Source organism: Scytonema sp. NUACC21, from assembly GCF_054684315.1.
Genome location: NZ_BAAFZH010000109.1, coordinates 434,363 through 454,332, shown reverse-complemented (window position 1 = coordinate 454,332; position 19,970 = coordinate 434,363). Strand labels below are relative to the sequence as shown.

The window sequence follows — 19,970 nt, the reverse complement described above, 5'->3', positions numbered from 1 at the left end:
AGATATTTTGCAACGTCTGGCTACGTCTCCATACGCTAAAAACTAGACCTTCTAACGAATAAACAGAAATAAAATCACGGCAACTGGTATGGCAGCGGTGAGTAACATAAGAAATACTAATGTATTGTTCTTTTGATTCGTCTGACTGCTACTTGTAAGCGCTTGTTCGGAAGAGTAACTTTTTTTATAGGGTTCTTGCCATCCCTCTCCTCGCACCAAATTAGATAAACCACGCCAAACACCAGCTTCCTTAAGAGCTTTTTCTGATTTTATCCCTGTCACAACAACAAGGGGAGTGTTACTGAAGCCATTACCTTTTGGCAAACGACGTTCTTCTAGTTCATAAGCTAAATCGTTTCTTAGATATTCAGAATTTTTTCCTATTTTGCTTTCTAATTTTGCATCAAAATTTCTGACTTCATCCACCTTCATTTGGTTAATGACATCGAAGGAGACTTCAAAACCATACTCCCCTCCAAAACTTACTGCTTTATCAATATCAGCTTCTAACAAACCGCGTAATGCACAAGCTGCGATCGCTCGAATTTTTTCCTCACTTTCTTCACAATCTTTCCCAAGATATGCTATGGAATTCCGAATTTTCCGTCGCTGAAAATCTATTCTTTCACTTGCCTCAAGCCCAGTAATAAGTAATAGAAGTTTATTGTCATAGCGTCCCAAAACAACCGAAGGTGATTCGCTTTGAATTAGATCGTTAATTCGATACTGTTTGATAATTGCTGGTACTTCCGGTTGCCAGCAATAGTCATAATCTTGAGAAAAACCACGACTTTGTATGTAAATTTCCATAAATATTTTCTAACCAATTATGTATGTAAAAATAAAAGCCACTCTGTTAAAAAACACAAAAACAACCCAACTACTTACCACTTACAAAGGACAAAGGACAAATGACAAATGACCAAGAACTTTAAACTTTCAATAAATCTTCTCCTTGTAAAACGGCAAAACCATTATTCGTTTTGCATTCCCTAGCAAACTGACGTATAGCTTCCTTAAGGTAAAAATCTCTTGCCAATATTTCGCGCAGAAAATTCAAGAAACCCCAGTTGCGCGTATCCAAATAAAGTTTTAATAAAAATCTCAATAGATAGCGCAAAGGTTGTTCGCTATCTATGGGGCTGTACTCCGCATCATGGCTGGATTTGCGAAAGAGAAAATGGGGGATATTACTATTCATTTCAACTCGGGAAAAGACGACACTACCCACAGTTTGCACGGGAGTCACAACCACAGCGACTTTAGTGTGTAAAGCAGGCGAATTAAAAAGGTCTATTAACTTGGCATATCCTTCTTTAACCCGCAATAAAAGCTCCTTAGACGATTTTTCATCTTGTAGGTACTTTTCGCACTTCACCGGAGCAAATATTACCAACCTTGGTGATTCCAGGTCTTGATAAGCGATTTTAAATAAATCTGTCATCTGTTGCGCTCGATTAATTTGTTCGTGCCATTTTCCTTTTTGTTCCATCAAAGCAGGTGCATCTATAGCAATTAACACAGCAACACATTCATTGAGCAGTTGCTTGACAAATTGCTTTTTTTCAGGAGTGGCTTTAGCGGCGTGATAACCTCCTGGATAATCTTGAAAGTTTAATTCAAGAGAGGGTTTTTTCCCTTTTTTTCCCAAACCAAAAATAAAAGAACGAAGATGTTCGGGTTCTCCCTCTGTCCCTCTAATTCCTCCTTTTGGTTCAAAATCATCCAACAGACCTTTGAGTTCCATCAAACGTTCTTGCAAAATTGCCGAGCTTTCTTCGTCAGGCGTAAGTTGTAAATCCGTTTGACCAATGGTATTTTCAAACTGTTCGTAGAGCGCTGTTAAAAGAGTTGTCTTGCCTACACCACTAGGACCGAGCATGGTAATTTTTAGTTCGTGCATTGAAGTTTCCTGACGTTGTTACTGCAAAAATTTTATATAATCTATGTGATTGGCTGTGACTGCTTTGTCTACTAAGTCAAGCCACTCCCGGCGCAATCGAGTGCGATCGCCGAGTTGTTCAAATTCATCATGCCAAACAATTGCGCGGATTTCTTCTAAAAAGATGCGCCATTCTGTCTTTGCTCCCTCAGCCCGAAGTACGCGATCCACAAACTCTTCTACTATGGCAAATGCTGCAAGGCTGGGTTCACAAAGTAAATCTTCTAAAGCTGTTTCACAACCGTAGAGAGCTTCAGCATGAAGAGTTTTCAGGTTCGTTAACAGTTCTTTTGCTGAAGGAGATTTAGACAATTGCAGTGATGTTTCATCTGGTGTCAAACCATCTAAATGCCTGCGAATTCGGTGCTGAATGAGCCCCCGATAAGAAATATCAAACTCTGAGAGGATTTGAAATCCTAACTTGAGTTTCTCGAAAGATTCGGGTAACTGGTTGGCAATTTCATTGAGAAACTCATAACCTCTCTTCTCAGTCAGCCCGCCCAAACGTCCCTGTTCTACCAATACCTCTGCAACTTGGGATTTCACTTGCAGAAGCAACTGCTTTAATCCGCTATCAAGTGTTAAGAAATGTTGTGATAGGTGGGAGCGAAGTTCATTTAAATATTGATAGTAGGCGTTGGGATAGCCACCAATGCGATCGCGTCTTTGTTCTATCTCTTCTATAGTAGGTATACCAGTATCCAAACGGCAAGCTTCAACAGCCGCTTCCACTTGTTGTTTAAAATAAATATCCCGCTCATTTCTCTGCTGTTTGAGATGTCGGAGCAGTTTTTCCAAACCACCCGTGAGGTCGTTCCAAAGCTCATCAAACAGCTGCAAGAAAACAGGGAACCAATTATCTTGTTTTACTGCTTCTCCTAAGGCAATTTTTGCTTTTTCCAACTCAATAGTTACCCCATTTCGGAGTTGAATTAATCTTTCTTGACACGAGGAGGCGTATTGCTCATCTAAAGACGTAATTTTTTCAGCCAAATCATCCAAAACTCGATCCAAAACTTCTTTTGCCGCCTCCACATTGGCACAGTTAGCAGTCAAACATTCAACAACCTTCAGATGTTTTTCACTTAAAGTATTTGCCAAATCTTTACAGTTGTTAGAATTATCGCCATTTTTGGAATTAGCATCTGTACGATTGAGAATCATGAAAGACCACAATTCAATTGGCAAATCCACCAACGACGCACGGGCTGTATCATACAAACGCACATCCACATCTGCCCAATAGTCACCAGATGACTTTGGCATCCGGACAAAAAGGACTGCATCAACATCCTGTCCCAATGTTTTTATCAGTCGTTCTTCATCACCAACACCTGTATCTCCCAATCCCGGCATATCTACCAGTGCAATTTGTCCAACATCGGCGTTAGGAAACTGACAAACAATCTTTACAAACCGCACTGCTAAATAGTTGAAAAATACCCTTTGACCATCAGCAGTATCTTGTGCGACATACTCGCGAATTTCGTTTCGGGAAATGAGGCGGGGTGAAGGTTCTCGCAAGAGGTGACGGTACTTTTCTAAGTGAGCATGGTATCGGCTCAAATGTTCGTACATTGCTCCTGGTTCGGCATATCCGGGAAGATTTTTAGGTAACCCAGGGAGAGGATTGCTGGCAAACTCAGCTATCGACCTTGGTTTGGCACCCAAGTACAGCTTTTCGTAGTAAGGTGCAATCACTTCATCTAAAAACGATCGCTCCGAGTGGAACCAAACTTCACCGTAAGTCACGACATTAGCACTGTGGTGAATTATACTGCGAACCCCCGTGCAGTGTTGCCTGTCTCCATCTGGAATTTCCGCAGCAGTCAACCCTGTTAAACTCTGTAGTAGACGACTTTTGCCTTGCCTTGCTCTTCCCACGACTCCAATGTTGAGAGTATCGCGACAAAAACGTACCTTCAGCCTACTCAGTGCTTCTAGTTCAGTGGCAATCTTTATTTGCAGTTGAGCTAAGTCAATTTCCCGCAATCGCCCACTCACATTTGCATCTTCAACCTGCTGATTCAGTTCGTTGCGATGGTTTTCCAGATAGCGCAGTGCAGAAGAAAGAGTTTTTAAATTGGCTTCCACCCTTTCAATTTTGTGGACTAAGGGGCGGCGCTTTTCTATAATGCTGGCAATTTTTCCAGCCCTTTTTGTTACCGAATTCATATAGAAGTTTATGTATATCTCGTTAAAACAATTGTATTTAATCCAGTAATGTAGGGTGGGCACTGCCCACCAAAACCTAAATATAAGGGGTATTCTAATGTAGAGTTTGTCTACATTTACAGTTTAATCAGGTAAATGTTACGTCCACAAGGGGAAGCCAGCGATCGCGAATTTGAGTAATATTTGCGGTAAGCATTATAGTATGTAGTTATGACTTCTCCTAACGTGTCGGTTGAAGATTTAGTACTTGTTGCTGGTGCTACTGGTGGAGTAGGTCAGTTAACAGTGGGCAAATTATTAGAAAAGGGCTTTAGAGTTCGCGTTTTGACACGCAATACCGCAAAAGCGGAAAAGATGTTCGATCGCAAAGTAGAAGCCACTGTTGGTGACATACGCGATTCAAGTACACTCGTATCAGCCGTACAGGATGTCGCCTATATTATTTGCTGTACGGGAACGACCGCCTTTCCTTCTGCGAGATGGGAGTTTGACCCTAGTCCCAATTTGCTTGAATGGCCGCAAGTGTTTTTAAATTCCGAGTATCGGGAAAAAAGGGCAAAGAACACTCCTTTAAAAGTTGACGCACAAGGAGTCAGCAACTTAGTAGCAGCAGCCCCACGCAATCTGAAACGCTTTGTCTTCGTGTCTTCCTGCGGAGTTCTCCACAAAGAGCAATTTCCTTACAGTGTCCTGAATGGATTTGGTGTCCTGGATGCCAAACTCAAGGGCGAGGAAGCGATTATCAATTCGGGATTACCTTACACCATAATCCGTCCCGGACGTTTGATTGATGGTCCCTATACTTCTTATGACCTCAACACCCTATTGAAAGCGACAACAGGAGGCAAATATGGTGTTGTTTTGGGTACGGGAGATACATTGACAGGACAAACCAGCCGCATTGACGTAGCAGCAGCCTGTGTAGAATCCATTCAATACCCGAGTGCTGAAGGGAAAGCCTTTGAGATAATCAATACTGGAGCAAGACCACCTGCGATTGACTGGGAAACGCTGTTTGCAAAACTTTAGTTTTCCTTGTGGAAATTACGACTTTAGGAGAGAATTTTCCGGAACTACCGGCTGGGCAGTTGTAGATATTATCAGAGCAACGATTTATAGTGAATCTTCTATAACTAGCCGATGGGCGCGTATAGCCCAACTATTTATTATTAAGAGCCCGGTCATAATAAACCGGGCTTTCGGCATTTTAATCGTACTGAAAAATTGCTTAGTTATTTTTGCTGCCCTACATTAGAGTATTTAGTAAGCTATATATCTCGTCCTGATAATATCCAGCGTTTGCTCAGGTGAACGGGCTGAAACCACAGCAGCATATTTGACATACTCCCCAGCCTAAAGGCGTGGGGATTCTTTACGCTTCATCGACTGACGCTACCGAAGTAGTCTGACTCTGTCTCGACGTACATTTACACCTTTATTGCTGACATTTTTATGCTTGGTATATGATGAGTCACAAAACTTTCCAGACAATCGCAGCACAATTTACAAAAAAGCATTACGGATATTACTAGAGAAATGGGCATCAGAAAAGCGAATTCTTCGAGATGAAATATATCAAGGTTTACATACAGAGCTAGAAGAAATATTACTATCAGAGATTGCTTATACAAATTTCAAGTCTGATAGACTGTTTTTTTCTGAGCGTGATGTGGTTCAACAAATTAAAGCATTTTTGGCAGGTAATTTGAATGCACCTCAACATTTGGATGGAGAAGCGGTGTTAAATGCAATTGCTATTCAACAAGGGATTTTGGTAGAACGAGCAGAGGATGTATTTTCTTTTTCTCATCTGACACTCCAAGAATATTTAACAGCGCAATATATTGACGATCATCGCCTAGTTGAGCAATTGGTTACCGAACACCTGACAGATAAAAGCTGGAAAGAAGTGTTTTTACTTGTCGCCGGTTTAATGCGTGGTGGTACAGATGATTTGCTGTTGTTGATGGAAGAAGAGGCGCAAAAGTACATTAACACACCAAAACTCCAAGCTTTATTAAACTGGGCAGAACAAATTACAACTGGATCTGCTGGGGATTTTAAACCTGTGGGTAAACGTGCATTTGCGATCGCCATCGCCAACGCCATCGCCAACGCCATCGCCAACGCCATCGCCAACGCCAACGCCAACGCCATCGCCAACGCCAACGCCAACGCCATCGCCAACGCCAACGCCAACGCCATCGCCATCGCCAACGCCATCGCCATCGCCAACGCCATCGCCATCGCCAACGCCATCGCCTACGCCAACGCCATCGCCATCGCCATCGCCTACGCCAACGCCTACGCCATCGCTATTAATTACACTCGTGAACTTGAAGAATTAAAAATTTTCAGTAACGTTAATTTTACTGCGTTGATTGACCAACTCAAAGAACTGGAAGATAAAATTCCAGATGAGAAACAACCTCTGGAAGTGCGTCGGGCATTTCTTCAATGCCTCCAACAAACTTTACTTGATGCTTTCAATCTCAGCCCAGACATAATCAATTTATCTCAGGAAGAGGAGAAAGCACTGGAAAATTATCTCTACGCCAATAACCTGCTCATCCAATGTAAACAAGCGTCTGTGCGGGTGTCACCCAAAACCTGGGAAGGCATTGAGGCTCGGATGTTATTGTTTTCACGTCATTAAACAATTTAACGTAAGTTCATTAAATCCTGTGAACGGTTACTCTTTGGAGAGCAGTAGCAACGCGTTTGTTATGGCATTATTATCTGAGTGAGCGATCGCACAATCAAGAAAAAATTCCACAAGTTCATCGCCTTAGTTGCTCCGATTCCCGCAATCATCAAAAACCACCAGTAGAATCGGTTTATATTAATTTTTAGTCAATCCTACTCGTTCTTGTTATGCCAAATCTGGGACAAACTAAGACACGACTGCTGGCTATGGGTGCGGTGATTACTGCTGGGACATTGGTTTCAGGCGCTGTCGGCGGTTTGGTAGCAGGTCTTGCTGGTAACATTTTGGCAAACGACCTAGGGGATTTGGCTAAACGATTGGGTGAAGATAAAGATATTTTGAGCGATCGCGAATTGTCTCAAGCAGTATGGCGGGCGATCGCGTTGGTAATTGAGTCGGTAGCCGAACAAAATCATTACCCACTCCACAAAGATATTCTCAAACAATTAGCAAAATCTACGCTAGCAGAGCCACAAATAGATGTGCAATTGGATACGACGGTTGAAATTGAAGAAACCCAGTTGCCAGCAATTTTTTCAACCAAAGCTGAAGAATTTCAAGCAGTACGGTTGCTGGATCTGGAAACTTGGAAACAAATCGTTAACTGGCTGTGTAACTTACATCACGTCTCCATTCCAGAATTGCGGAATTATTTAGCAGAGAGACTGTATGTGATGTTTCCCAGCGCGTTGCGTGAGGTGCTGAAGGAGGATGCAGCTAAGGGGGGTCAAGCTTTCGCCGCTATGCAGTTATTGCTACTGGGGAATATGACTGCTAGTCTGAAGCAAAGTAATTCACAAAATATTGAGATTGTCAAAAGATTAGAGAATGTAGCGACAGCCCAGCAAGTTTGTGAAATCCTGGCAAGAGTAGAGTCTGGAATTGGGGAAGACTTAGCAGAAATTAAACGAGCATTGTCAGCAATTGCAGCCGTGCAAATACGGCGTTTGCCAGTACCACTAAATTTCCAACTAATTGTAGAGGAAAAGACTAAGGAGTTTGTCGGGCGAGAATTTGTTTTTACCGAAATTGAAAACTCTTTCCAAGGGAAATCCAAAGGTTATTTTATCATCGAAGCCGATCCAGGGATGGGTAAAAGTTCCATTCTGGCAGAATTTGTTCGCCGCAAAGATTGCATTGTTTATTTCAACAACCGTAGTGCAGGCATAACTAGTACTGAAGAATTTATCAGGAGTGTGTGTACTCAGTTGATAGAAGGCTACAAGCTACCTTACTCAACAGAAATTCAGCCAGAAAACACGCGTAATAACAATTTTCTTTTAAAGTTACTTAAAGAAGCGAGTCAAACGCTCCAGTCAAATGAACGATTGGTAATAGCCGTTGATGCTTTGGATGAAGTTGATTTGAACAGTCAGAGTGCGGGTGCTAACGTACTTTACCTGCCTGAAATATTGCCCAATGGTGTTTACTTCATTGTTACAAAAAGACCACAGCGCCTACCTTTGCGAATCAATGACGAGCAGTTTTTTAACTTAATGCTATATAAATCTGAAAATGAAGAAGATGTACAAAACCATATCAGACAACGTACCCACAAAAGTCAACAGCTAAAGGCATGGATTCAGCATCAAAAACTAGAAAATGAAGAATTTGTGATTAAACTGGCTACCAAAAGCGAGAGTAATTTTGAGTATCTGCGCCATATTTTGCCAGCAATTGAAGTTGGTGAGTATCAAAATTTGAATATTGAGAATTTGCCTAAAGGTCTCAACAGTTACTACGAAGATCACTGGGAACGCATGGTGAAGAAGGATGACTCCTTACTGGAATTGAAGATTAAGATTATATATCTTTTAGGAGTCGCCCGAGAGCCAGTTTCACGTAGTTGGATTACCAAAAGATTAGCTACCCAGAATATTATTACCGTGCAGCAAGTATTGGATGATTGGAACCAGTTTCTGAGGAAACAACATCTAGAAAGTGAAATCCGTTATAGCTTGTATCACAGCAGTTTCCGCGATTTTCTCTCTCGCTTGAGCATCGTCCAATCAGCTGGTGAGACGATTGAGTCCATGAACGACCGGGTTGTCGATAGTCTTACTAAAGGATTTTTTGGCAATGAGTGAGATGAGTGACTGGTTAGCCAGTTTGTCTCTTGAAGACAGAGATTATGCCTTAAAGCATTTGCCCAGTCATATGGCTGAGGCAAACAATGTCGGTAAAAAAGAACTTCTTTACCGCTTTCTGACCGATTTTGATTTTATCGCCGCTAAAGCTTTGCATCCTGAAATTAAATTACAGGAACTCATTGAAGATTATGACCGCGCCTTCGATCCACCAGTTTTGATTGCTGGGGAAAAAGCCGAGACTCTAAAATTGATTCAAGCTGCATTGCGAGTGTCAGCGCATATTTTGGAAAAAGATAAAACGCAACTTGCGGGACAATTATTAGGGCGCTTGCTAGACTTTTCCAATCCAGAAATTCAGGCAATCTTAGCACAAGCAAAACAGTGGCAAAAAGCACCTTGGTTGCGTCCCCTCACAGCTAGCTTAACTCGCCCTGATGGAAAGTTGCTACGCACTCTCACTGGTCATAGTGACAGGATACGAGCAGTCGTCCTCACACCAGATGGTCAACGCCTAATTTCTGGTTCAGATGACAACACCCTGAAAGTTTGGGATGTAGAAACAGGCAAAGAACTATGCACTCTCACTGGTCATAATAGCCCAGTATCAGCAGTCGCTGTAACACCGGATGGTCAACGCCTGATTTCTGCTTCAAATGACAAGACGCTGAAAGTTTGGGATGTGGAAACAGGTAAAGAACTACGCACCCTCACTGGTCATAGTAACTCGGTATCAGCAGTCGCAGTGACGCCGGATGGTCAACGCCTGATTTCTGGTTCATGGGACGATACACTGAAAGTTTGGGATGTGGAAACAGGTAAAGAACTACGCACCCTCACTGGTCATAGTGAGAGGGTAAGTGCAGTCGCCGTGACGCCGGATGGTCAACGCCTGATTTCTGGTTCATGGGACTACACATTAAAAGTTTGGGATGTGGAAACAGGTAAAGAACTACGTACTCTCACTGGTCATAGTGACTGGGTAAGTGCAGTCGCTGTGACGCCGGATGGTCAACGCCTGATTTCTGCTTCGTTTGACAAGACGCTGAAAGTTTGGGGTGTGGAAACAGGCAAAGAACTACGCATCCTCACTGGTCATAGTAGCGCAGTATCAGCAGTCGCCGTGACGCCGGATGGTCAACGCATGATTTCTGGTTCATGGGACAGCACGCTAAAAGTTTGGAAGGCAGAAATCAAAAGAGGGTTTTTGGCATTTTATCAGAAATTTATACCTGGAAAACTACTGTTTACCCTTACTGGTCATAGTAATGTGGTACAAGCAGTCGCCGTGACGCCGGATGGTCAACGCCTAATTTCTGCTTCATGGGACAAGACGCTGAAAGTTTGGGATGTGAAAACAGGCAAAGAACTACGTACCCTCACTGGTCATAGTAACTCGGTATTAGCAGTCGCCGTGACGCCGGATGGTCAACGCGTGATTTCTGGTTCAGAGGACTACACACTAAAAGTTTGGGATTTGGAAACAGGGAAAGTCATTGCCACTTTTACAGGTGACAGTCCAATATATTGTTGTGCTGTAGCACTGGATGGAGTGACAATTGTGGCAGGGGAACAGTCAGGAAGGATGCATTTTTTAGCTATGACCTAACCCTACAAGTAACGAAAGCAAAATAACTGATGGCTGATAGTTCTTTCTGGCTAGCTTTGATGATAGGGAATTCCCGGCTGCATTGGGCATGGTTTGCGGGCAAATCTCTCATTTGTGCTTGGGATACCGACTATTTGCCACCAGAAGTTATACATCAAATCTCTCACTCTAAAACAATAGAGGATTTGTTAGCCTATCTCTCGCCCAGTCCCCCAGTCTCCTGCTTACCCCCTGTCCCCTGTCCCCTACCCCCTCTCCTCTTAGCCTCTGTCGTCCCTAGCCAAACGGCGCTATGGCAAACTTACCCAAATACTCGCGTCATTACGTTAGACCAAATACCTTTACAAGGGGTTTACCCTACACTGGGAATCGATCGCGCCCTGGCTTTATGGGGTGCTGTTAAAAGTTGGGGTTGTCCCATGTTAGTGATTGATGGGGGGACAGCACTGACTTTTACAGGCGCAGATGCTAACCAGCATTTGGTGGGTGGAGCGATTCTTCCAGGGCTGGGCTTGCAGCTTGCTACTTTAGCCAGAAGAACTGGGCAATTACCACCGGTTGAACGACCTCAGCAAATACCCCTACGGTTTGCTAGAAATACTGAAGAAGCAATGCAAAGTGGGGTTATCTATACTCTAGTTGCTGGAATCAAAGATTTTGTCGGGGCTTGGTGGTGTGATTTTCCTGAAGGCAAGATTGTTATGACTGGGGGCGATCGCACTTTGTTAGTAAACTATCTACAATCCCAGTTTCCTGAGATTGCAGCGCGTTTGATTGTCGAACAAAATTTAATTTTCTTGGGAATGGAAGCCGTGATGTCTGGTTAATTTTTCTCTGTTCATAGATATTCTGCAGATTTCTCAACAGTGGTTTCCCGTGATTGATAATGACGGCAGCCTTCACATGGCCCGTCGGGATTTACGGCACAGCGTATGTAGCCAGAACGGGCGTTAAATTGACAACTAATATCGCCAATCAGGTAACCCACTCCTTCTAAGTAGTAGCGATCGCTACTCTCAGATATGGTGTTTTGTCTTATCCCCGTTCTTGAGGAAGCCACAGCAGCTCGCCTAAACTGCAAACGTGTCCTCGCCTGGGATTTCCGCATTAACCACAGGGAGAACAGGGACGGTAAGAAACCAACGACAATAACTAAAAGTGTTTTCACCTCAACACCTTCTTTCTTTGTTCCTTCTGAGTGTGTTTATGCAGAGCCTTTGCTGCCACTTAACTCAGCATAACCGCTACAGCCTGAACTGTGGGTTTTCGCCAAAAATTTGTGTTTTAAAATTTGTTGCACAGCACTCAAGCTGTCAAGTCATTTGATTTTTATTAGTAATAATGTACTAACTATAAATGGGAAGCTCTCAAACTTTGTTGAGTTAAGGTTTTCTTATAATTTATTCGCCAATCTTCAAGTTTATCTATAGTTATCGTTCTGGTGACAACATTAACACCATTGCCCCGCCAAGCAACTTCTGGATCTGTGGTAAAAACACCACATTCTAATTGCTCTAGCTGAATATTCCAATACTCGCTAAATCTACTTTTTAAAGTTATAACCTGCTCAAATACTTTATTTCTATGCTTGTTTCTTCTTTTTCTTTCTGTTGCTCCTGTTGCTGCTGTATCAATAAATTTAGTTTCGATAATAAAGATTTTCCCTGAAGATGTCAGGTAGACAAAGTCACACTTTCCCAAATCTGTATAATCAGCAATAGGAGATTTTTCAAATAATAGCAATTCAGAACAAGAGGGAAATACATATCTTATATTCAGGAACAAATATGCTTGTAATAGCAGTTCTTTGTCATATGGAAACCCTACAACCCCTTCAAAAAATCTTGTGATATCTTCCTGTGATTGGGGTTGAATTCTTTTGCAGTACAAAACAAATTTGTGAATTTCATCTGCGGTCATCAAGCTTTTGCTCCTTCCTCCTTATAGTTGCACATACCCTCCTGGCATAAAAAGATACCATGCAATTAAGGCAAGCATCATCCGCAGAACTAAGGAAAAAAACTAATTAAAGCCTATAGTAGATACGTTAATTCACCGAAATTGTTTTAAATATGTTAATATCAAGTTAGTATTAGATTTTCTGTAAATATACGTATAAAATAAAGTGTTTATGGTGCCTGGAAACCCGTGCAGGCACGTAGAATCCTAGAGCGTCAGTATGGTAGTCAAAATGGAGCAAAACACACATTTTCTCTCTGCTGTAATCCTCAATACTTCGTGAATGTAGAGACCAGCCATGCTTAGTCTCTACACAAAACTAGGTTTTTTACGATTTCTGTACCGATGCTCTAGTAGTCATCGGTGAAAATAAGGCTCACAAATGTAAATCATTGTAAAGCTTGCAGTATAAGCGTGTTATATCATGTTCGACTCATTACTTACGATACACAAATTCTACCCCACCCGCCTAACGGCACCCTCCCCTTATTAAGGGGAGGGTTAGGGAGGGGTATTTTTATTACAAGTGTTTAACCGAACATGATATTATGCCATTTTGAAAAAAGAATGCAACACATTGATAATAACCCTCCCTCCCCTTATAAAGTGGAGGGAACTATGCTACACGGGTGGAATTGTTCTGTTGAGTTAACCCAAGGATTGTACGTGGGCAGAAAATCTGGCGTTTTGAAGGGCATGAAGAGCTATTCTAGAATCTTGTACCCAAAATTGACGACCGAATCGCACAAAATGACGGGAATTGTCACTCTGTATAATACCTATAACTGGTACTTTTGCTTTTTCTTTGTCCCCTAATTGTGAATTCAACAAAACTGTTCTCAGGCGGTCTTGCTCTTCAATGGTGGTCGCTTGCAAGGGGGTGAGTTCCACCATCACCATCTGTACTGTCTCTACTGGTTCTGCATCTTCCACAATCAATTGAGTTTGGTCGTCTCGTCGGTCTACTTTACCCCAAATAATTAACCTGACGTCTACTGCAAGCAATGAATTGATTCGCTCGTAAACTTTAGGAAACACCACCGCTTCTGACTGTGCGGTTAAATCTTCTATCTGTAAAATTGCCATTGGGTCGCCTTTCTTTGTCATGACTTTTTTCACCCCATTCAGCATGACAATTGCACAAAGGGTAGATTCTTCTTTTTGTTCCCCTAGTTGTGAAAGGTTGATCGGAGATAAAACTCGCGCAGACTGACGAACAGCTTTTAAAGGATGGTCTGATACATAAAAACCCAGTAGTTCTTTTTCCATCCGCAACTTTTCTTGAGGTGGTAAATCAAGAACGGGTTTTGCTTTGGGGGCTGATTCAAAACCATTTGGGGTTTTATTGCTACTTGTGGTGCCAAATCCCCCACCCAGTAAATCAAAAAGATTTCCCTGTCCGCTTGCTCTATCTCTAGCACGGGATTGTGCCCAATCGTATACTAGTTCAAGGTCGTGGACGAGCTGGTTGCGGTTGCTCTCTATTTTGTCAAAAGCTCCACAGGAAATCAGTGCATCTATTGTACGGCGGTTGACAGCACGTAAATCCACGCGATCGCAGAAGTTAGCTAGGGATTTAAACTCTCCTCCCTCCTCTCTTGCTTCTAAAATACAGCCTATTGCGTTTTGTCCCACATTACGCACGGCTGATAATCCAAATAAAATTTTTCCTCCAGAGGGAGTAAAATCTACACCCGAACGATTAATATCTGGTGGTTCTATTTGAATGCCCATACTGATGCAGGTAGCAATATACTTCTGCACCTTGTCTGTATCATCACTGTTAGCGGTTAACAGTGCTGCCATGTATTCCAGTGGGTAATTGGCTTTCAAGTATGCAGTTTGATATGTTACGTAACCGTATGCTGTGGAGTGAGATTTGTTGAAACAATTGGAAGCGACTAAGCCACGGACAATCACAAAATTATGGTCGCGCTCTACTCCAATGTCGTATACATTTTGTGTACCTAAAGATTTACGCGCAATAATTTTTACCATTTTTAAGGTTTAGAAATTTTCTTAAGGATAGTATTGTCAATATGCTTGATACAGAATATTGTAATGCCGAGTGCATTGGTGGGGTGGGTAGTAATTGAGGTTGGTGGGCAGTGCCCACCCTACATAATACATATGACACGAGCCGTTCAATGGTGAGAAGGTGGGCAGTGCCGTACATAACAGTACGTGATAGAAGTTGTGCAGAAAGCCTCAACCTGTACTAAAATCAAGAACTTGAGTGAAAAAGGAGCTATCATGGCATTCATCCGCGAGTTGCACACACAGTTAGTCAAGAAAGAACGTTCTGCGGTTGAAATTACTCAAGAGGCGTTAGACCGCATTCAAGCGTTAGAGCCCAAAGTCAACAGTTTTTTGTGCGTGACTGCAGAACTTGCCTTAGAGCAAGCGCGGAAAGTGGATGCTAAAATTGCTGCAGGAGAAGACATCGGCATCTTAGCGGGAATTCCCATTGGTATTAAGGATAATATGTGTACTAAGGGTATTCCCACCACTTGCGCCTCCCGCATTTTAGAAAACTTTGTCCCGCCATATGAATCAACAGTGACGCAAAAACTGGCGGATGCTGATGCGGTGATGGTCGGTAAAACCAATTTAGATGAGTTTGCAATGGGGGGTTCTACCGAAACTTCTGCTTTCAAACTCACCGCTAATCCTTGGGATTTATCGCGAGTTCCTGGAGGTTCTTCTGGTGGTTCAGCCGCTGCAGTCGCTGCAGGGGAATGCGTTGTGTCTTTGGGTTCCGATACTGGCGGTTCGATTAGACAGCCTGCGTCTTTTTGCGGTGTTGTGGGGATAAAACCAACCTATGGTCTCGTTTCTCGTTATGGGTTGGTGGCTTTTGCTTCGTCTTTGGATCAAATAGGTCCTATGAGTCGCACGGTGGAAGATTCAGCTATATTATTGAATGCGATCGCAGGTTACGATCCCAAAGATTCCACGAGTTTGAAAGTAGAAATTCCTGACTACACTGCCAATTTACAACCAGAACTTGCTAAAGGAAAGTTTAGAATTGGCGTTATCAAAGAAACCTTTGGTGAAGGCTTAGATTCTGAGGTTGAACAAGCAGTTAACAAAGCACTGGAACAACTGCAGGCTTTGGGTGCTGAAATTCAAGAAATTTCCTGTCCTCGATTCCGGTCTGGCTTACCCAGCTACTACATTATTGCTCCATCAGAAGCATCAGCCAACTTGGCTCGTTATGATGGTGTTAAGTATGGTTACCGGGTTTCCGATGCAGAGAATTTGATGGCGATGTATACCCGCACCCGCGCTACAGGTTTTGGTGCAGAAGTCAAGCGCCGCATTATGATTGGCACGTATGCTCTTTCTGCTGGTTACTACGACGCATACTATCTCAAGGCTCAAAAAGTCCGCACTCTGATTAAAGAGGATTTTGAAAAAGCCTTTGAAAAAGTTGATGTTTTGGTCTGTCCCACAGCCCCCACAACCGCATTTAAAGCAGGGGAAAAAACTTCCGATCCCTTAAGCATGTACTTAGTAGACTTGATGACTATTCCTGTAAACCTTGCTGGTTTACCGGGTATAAGTATTCCGTGTGGGTTTGATAGTCATGGATTACCCATCGGTTTGCAGTTGATTGGAAATTTGCTCAGAGAAGACCAACTTTTTCAAGTTGCTTACGCCTACGAACAATCAACAACTTGGCACCAGCGCCAGCCGCAATTATAGTCAATAGTCATTTGTCCTTGGTCATTTGTAATGCCTGCGAATAACCAAGGACTGTTAGCCAATGACTACTGACCATTAACTGTTTTTGAAGTAAAAGTAACTTGCTTGACCCTACCCAGATTTCCCAATGGAGTGGGTTGCTGGTTATTAGTGGAAATCAAGACCGCGCCAGCATTTCCAGAACGAATGACTAACTCTTTTTTTGCTGTCCAAGATTTTCGGTCTCCCTTGGTTAAAATTCCCTCAAATTCTGTTTTGCCGTCTACTTGTACTCGCAGCCATGATTCATCTTGAAGTTCAATAGAAACTTCAACAGGTGTAGTTGCTTCTGTTGAAGGAGATGTTGTAGGGGTTGGGGTGACGGCGGCTGGTGTTGGGGTGATAACCGATGCAGTTGCTTCTTGTGTTGGTTGTGCTGTGGGGGTTGGGGCGACCTGTGGAAATGAAGTCTCAGGTATTGCTGTTGGGGTGGGAGAAGAGCTGTTCTTTGGGATTGCGGATACTTTTGAAATTTGAGTTGGTGCTACTTTTGATGAAGTTGGGGATGTTGATGCTGTTTTCTGGACTGCGGTTGGTGAAGCAGTTTTCTTTTGGCTGACAGATTCAGATGGACGTTGAGGATTGAGTACGTAAAACAGCCCGAAGGTGGCAGCAGCTAATAACAAGATGTATGGGACAGCTAGAGGAATGTATATATTTGGCTTTTTTTCTAACTCCTGATTTTCGTGCTCTGGTTCTTTGGGAGGAGAGCAAATACTTGCAAAATCTTGTGCTAAAGCAGTGCCATTCAATCCTATGGCATCACCATAATGGCGGACGAACCCCTGAACATAAACAGGCTCAGGCAATTCTTCAAATCGCCCCTCTTCTAAGGCTTGTAAGAAAACTGGTCGAATACGTGTATAAGCCGCTAGCTCATCTATACGTATCGCTCTTTCTTCTCTCACTTGCCGTAGATGTGCAACCACTTCCATGAGTTGCTCCTCTTGAGCCTTGCTGGACAGCTTCACCGTCTTCTCCTCTTTTTTGCTAATGTTTAATCATTAATTGACCAGCTACTAAAACTGTGATATAGATATTTACCTATTTACTATTATTATCTTAAATCTTTTTTTGATAACGTATTCATAATTTCATTGAGAAAAACCTCCTTCGATTGGCTATTTATATTGTATTTATAAATACTTCCATCATGACAGATAAGTTGCAACATCCAATACAATTGCTATTTACGTTATTTATTTGGTTAGGAAGCGCTGTAGCAATAGTGTATTGCGCTGTATGTCTATTACTTTTTTTTCGGCAAACCCGGTTTATTTTTTTTCCGTCTTCCACTATCGAAAGGACACCAGAGGTTTTTAATCTGAAATATGAAGAGGTCTGGTTGCCCGTAGGGGTTCCATCTGGCAAAGTGCAACGCATTCACGCTTGGTGGATACAAGCTAGCCAAGGTAATGACAAGGTCTTGCTGTATCTCCACGGTAATGGGATCAACATTGGTGCAAATGTCGGTCAAGCATATCGATTTCATCAACTCGGATTTTCAGTGTTCCTTATTGATTATCGCGGTTATGGTCGTAGCGAAGGGGGTTTCCCCAATGAAGTGGCAGTTTATCAAGATGCAGTGACAGCTTGGAATTACTTAGTTCACCAGCGCAAGATACCACCCAGTAAAATTTTTCTGTACGGACATTCCTTGGGAGGCGCAGTCGCTATTGATTTAGCTGTCAACACGCCAAAGGCAGCAGGATTGATTGTAGAAGGCTCTTTTACTTCCATTCGGGATGTAATCGCTTATCGGAACAATTTTTGGATGTTTCCAGTCAATTTGATTCTGACACAGCGTTTTGACTCATTCGTGAAAGTGCCCAATTTAAAAATACCAGTTTTATTCATTCACGGCACAGATGATTTGGTCGTACCTGCGTTCATGAGCGAAAACCTGTATGAAGCTGCTCCAGAACCGAAAAATCTGGTTCTCATCTCAGGAGCAGGACATAATGATGTAGCAGAGATTGCTCCTTCTGTGTACCATCAGGCGGTGCAGTCTTTTGTGAAACAAGTTCAGGAGCGCAACAGATCGCCATTTAAATCAGAATAGCATTTGTATCAAGTTGTGAAACACACAGATATTCCCTCATTAAATGTGAGGAATGAATGCTCAAGATAACACGGCAGTTTTCAGCATCTCTTTTTAAGGGGGACTTTGAAGGCTCTGCAAAACTGTCATATTGTAATTTTTCCCCATTAACTACTAACCACTAACTACTAACCACTAACCACCTATTTTTTCATACACGGTGTTTTTCTTAAATGTATTAAGGAAAACTCTTTTACGCGTGCTTTTTAAATGACTTTATCCTGAAAAATACCGAGTAGAAAAAATACTGGTTACTACCACATAAGACTGTTAAATAATAGTCTTAGGCTAGTTTGATGAAACTTTGACTACATCTCTCGCAGGAGGTAGAAAAATAATACGTATCCATCCGGAACAGATAGTAAACCGTAGAAGAAATTACATAAGTAAAACTTCGCATTGCTCTCCTGCCAAAAGAGGCTTCCCACAATGGCTACCACATCCCTGTACTTGTTAAAAACTCCCATTCATCCAGCTATAGAAATTTCTCAAGACGAACTGCGATCGCTCTTAGATGAAATAGAAACAGAACTGCATCAAAGTAAAGTTTATCGTCGCGCTCTCACTGCGATAGAGAATATGCTTGGCTCATCAGCCGAACAAGCACAAGATTTGTTTAAAGCAGTAGGCAGAGAAGCTATTGGTTTGGCATTTCGGCAATTTGTGCAACACTCGGAAAAGGCAGAAGAAAAGGAAGAAAAGCAACAAGAAAATCATCAGCCAGAAGATAAGAATATAGAGGTCCTAGCGACTCTTTCTGAAGAAGCAGAAGTTGTTGATTTCACACCGTGTTTAACTGACGTAAGGGTACATCCAAAAGAGACCGTTGAAACAACTGTTCAAGCTGAAGTGTCATCCAAGCCTGAGATTGTCCAAACTTCTGAAAGCCATCCCAAGCAGAAAAAACAGGGCAGGTGGTTTAGAAACAGAAAGCCTACAAAAGCCGAACTAGCCGAACAAAAGGCTCAACAGCGTATAGACAGCCTCCGTCAAGTCGGTCAACAACTACGGCAAATTCGCGAGTCTCAACATCTTTCTTTGAACCAACTTCACGTCTATACCCACGTACCAATTCATCAAATGCAAGCTATTGAAGAAGGGAACTGGGAGGCTTTGCCAGAGGATGTCTATGTTCGTGGTTTCATCCGTGTCATGGGCAATGCCTTGGGGCTTGATGGCACAAATCTAGCTGCTAGTTTACCCATTCCAGAACCAACAAAATTGGTTTTACCAACTTCCTATCAATCTCAATTCCAATCTGGTGGATTGGGTCTTGGAATCAAGCCCGTACATCTCTATGTAGGCTACGCAGCTCTTGTCGCTGGGTCTTTAGGAGGATTATCAATTATGTCTCAGCAAGCCAATGCTGATGCATCAATAGATACAGGTGAGGTGCCTTCATCCTCTTCAGTGACTCAGTCATTGAAAGATGAAAAACCAACTGCTAAACCAGGTTTACAGTCTAGTGGTGCGGGGATCGTTGTTGGTTCTGATATTGCCCCACCTGAGGCTTTGTAATTGGTGACTGTATCGGTTTTGAATTGGGTGCAATACGTATAGGAGGGTGAACAACTGTTCGCCCCTACATTATCTTGATATCACACAAAATCGGTGATAGGTCTAATAACTACATTGCTAGCGGT

Annotated in this window: 15 protein-coding genes; 8 read left to right on the top strand and 7 right to left on the bottom strand. The window is 42.5% G+C overall.

Going from position 1 to position 19,970, the window contains the following annotated elements:
* Positions 1-51: 51 nt before the first annotated feature.
* The 3 genes from ACYRY3_RS44145 to ACYRY3_RS44135 all read right to left on the bottom strand — a co-directional run bounded on the left by ACYRY3_RS44145 (position 52) and on the right by ACYRY3_RS44135 (position 4,117).
* Positions 52-810, bottom strand: a complete 759-nt coding sequence (locus ACYRY3_RS44145) for a hypothetical protein (RefSeq protein WP_460208178.1) — start codon at positions 808-810, stop codon at positions 52-54.
* A gap of 121 nt (positions 811-931) precedes the next feature.
* Positions 932-1,903 carry a Rab family GTPase gene (locus tag ACYRY3_RS44140; protein WP_460208177.1) on the bottom strand — a complete coding sequence of 324 codons (972 nt, stop codon included), beginning with the start codon at positions 1,901-1,903 and terminating at the stop codon, positions 932-934.
* An 18-nt stretch (positions 1,904-1,921) separates the two neighbouring features.
* Entirely contained in the window at positions 1,922-4,117 is a 2,196-nt protein-coding gene (locus ACYRY3_RS44135) for a hypothetical protein (RefSeq protein WP_460208176.1), read from the bottom strand.
* 210 nt (positions 4,118-4,327) lie between these two features.
* Between ACYRY3_RS44135 and ACYRY3_RS44130 the strand changes: the two genes are divergently transcribed.
* The 5 genes from ACYRY3_RS44130 (at position 4,328) to ACYRY3_RS44110 (ending at position 11,347) form a co-directional block, all read left to right on the top strand.
* A complete protein-coding gene (locus ACYRY3_RS44130; RefSeq protein ID WP_460208175.1) occupies positions 4,328-5,146 on the top strand; it encodes an SDR family oxidoreductase in 819 nt (272 codons plus the stop codon).
* Between the two features lie 409 nt (positions 5,147-5,555).
* Complete coding sequence (locus ACYRY3_RS44125) at positions 5,556-6,773, top strand: NACHT domain-containing protein (RefSeq protein WP_460208174.1); 1,218 nt, start codon at positions 5,556-5,558, stop codon at positions 6,771-6,773.
* A gap of 218 nt (positions 6,774-6,991) precedes the next feature.
* Entirely contained in the window at positions 6,992-8,911 is a 1,920-nt protein-coding gene (locus ACYRY3_RS44120; protein ID WP_460208173.1) for an ATP-binding protein, read from the top strand.
* Positions 8,904-10,520 carry a WD40 repeat domain-containing protein gene (locus tag ACYRY3_RS44115; RefSeq protein ID WP_460208172.1) on the top strand — a complete coding sequence of 539 codons (1,617 nt, stop codon included), beginning with the start codon at positions 8,904-8,906 and terminating at the stop codon, positions 10,518-10,520. The genes ACYRY3_RS44120 and ACYRY3_RS44115 overlap by 8 nt, the downstream gene beginning before the upstream one ends.
* Positions 10,521-10,549: 29 nt before the next feature.
* Positions 10,550-11,347, top strand: coding sequence for a pantothenate kinase (locus tag ACYRY3_RS44110; RefSeq protein WP_460208171.1), 798 nt, complete (start codon positions 10,550-10,552; stop codon positions 11,345-11,347).
* 11 nt (positions 11,348-11,358) lie between these two features.
* Here the strand turns inward: ACYRY3_RS44110 and ACYRY3_RS44105 are convergent, their stop codons facing one another.
* The 3 genes from ACYRY3_RS44105 to ACYRY3_RS44095 form a co-directional block, all read right to left on the bottom strand.
* Positions 11,359-11,688, bottom strand: a complete 330-nt coding sequence (locus ACYRY3_RS44105; RefSeq protein WP_460208169.1) for a DUF6464 family protein — start codon at positions 11,686-11,688, stop codon at positions 11,359-11,361.
* Between the two features lie 182 nt (positions 11,689-11,870).
* The gene (locus tag ACYRY3_RS44100; protein ID WP_460208168.1) at positions 11,871-12,440 is read right to left on the bottom strand and encodes a hypothetical protein; all 570 of its coding nucleotides are present in this window, start codon (positions 12,438-12,440) and stop codon (positions 11,871-11,873) included.
* A 687-nt stretch (positions 12,441-13,127) separates the two neighbouring features.
* Entirely contained in the window at positions 13,128-14,477 is a 1,350-nt protein-coding gene (locus tag ACYRY3_RS44095; protein WP_460208167.1) for a helix-hairpin-helix domain-containing protein, read from the bottom strand.
* Positions 14,478-14,732: 255 nt separating this feature from the next.
* On the opposite strand from ACYRY3_RS44095, the gene gatA reads away from it, so the two are divergent.
* Positions 14,733-16,187 carry an Asp-tRNA(Asn)/Glu-tRNA(Gln) amidotransferase subunit GatA gene (gatA, locus tag ACYRY3_RS44090; RefSeq protein WP_460208166.1) on the top strand — a complete coding sequence of 485 codons (1,455 nt, stop codon included), beginning with the start codon at positions 14,733-14,735 and terminating at the stop codon, positions 16,185-16,187.
* Positions 16,188-16,252: 65 nt separating this feature from the next.
* On the opposite strand, the gene ACYRY3_RS44085 is transcribed toward gatA, so the two are convergent.
* Positions 16,253-17,197, bottom strand: coding sequence for a RodZ domain-containing protein (locus ACYRY3_RS44085; protein WP_460208165.1), 945 nt, complete (start codon positions 17,195-17,197; stop codon positions 16,253-16,255).
* A gap of 182 nt (positions 17,198-17,379) precedes the next feature.
* On the opposite strand from ACYRY3_RS44085, the gene ACYRY3_RS44080 reads away from it, so the two are divergent.
* Both ACYRY3_RS44080 and ACYRY3_RS44075 read left to right on the top strand, forming a co-directional pair.
* The gene (locus tag ACYRY3_RS44080) at positions 17,380-18,288 is read left to right on the top strand and encodes an alpha/beta hydrolase (protein ID WP_460208164.1); all 909 of its coding nucleotides are present in this window, start codon (positions 17,380-17,382) and stop codon (positions 18,286-18,288) included.
* 468 nt (positions 18,289-18,756) lie between these two features.
* Positions 18,757-19,845 (top strand): helix-turn-helix domain-containing protein, encoded by a 1,089-nt coding sequence (locus ACYRY3_RS44075; RefSeq protein WP_460208163.1) that lies wholly within the window; start codon positions 18,757-18,759, stop codon positions 19,843-19,845.
* The last annotated feature ends 125 nt before the right edge of the window (positions 19,846-19,970 follow it).

Coding starts and splice junctions, on each gene's coding strand:
- ACYRY3_RS44145 (WP_460208178.1), bottom strand. CDS start 810: ATGGAAATTTACATACAAAGTCGTGGTTTTTCTCAAGATTATGACTAT.
- ACYRY3_RS44140 (WP_460208177.1), bottom strand. CDS start 1,903: ATGCACGAACTAAAAATTACCATGCTCGGTCCTAGTGGTGTAGGCAAG.
- ACYRY3_RS44135 (WP_460208176.1), bottom strand. CDS start 4,117: ATGAATTCGGTAACAAAAAGGGCTGGAAAAATTGCCAGCATTATAGAA.
- ACYRY3_RS44130 (WP_460208175.1), top strand. CDS start 4,328: ATGACTTCTCCTAACGTGTCGGTTGAAGATTTAGTACTTGTTGCTGGT.
- ACYRY3_RS44120 (WP_460208173.1), top strand. CDS start 6,992: ATGCCAAATCTGGGACAAACTAAGACACGACTGCTGGCTATGGGTGCG.
- ACYRY3_RS44115 (WP_460208172.1), top strand. CDS start 8,904: ATGAGTGAGATGAGTGACTGGTTAGCCAGTTTGTCTCTTGAAGACAGA.
- ACYRY3_RS44110 (WP_460208171.1), top strand. CDS start 10,550: ATGGCTGATAGTTCTTTCTGGCTAGCTTTGATGATAGGGAATTCCCGG.
- ACYRY3_RS44100 (WP_460208168.1), bottom strand. CDS start 12,440: ATGACCGCAGATGAAATTCACAAATTTGTTTTGTACTGCAAAAGAATT.
- ACYRY3_RS44095 (WP_460208167.1), bottom strand. CDS start 14,477: ATGGTAAAAATTATTGCGCGTAAATCTTTAGGTACACAAAATGTATAC.
- gatA (WP_460208166.1), top strand. CDS start 14,733: ATGGCATTCATCCGCGAGTTGCACACACAGTTAGTCAAGAAAGAACGT.
- ACYRY3_RS44080 (WP_460208164.1), top strand. CDS start 17,380: ATGACAGATAAGTTGCAACATCCAATACAATTGCTATTTACGTTATTT.
- ACYRY3_RS44075 (WP_460208163.1), top strand. CDS start 18,757: ATGGCTACCACATCCCTGTACTTGTTAAAAACTCCCATTCATCCAGCT.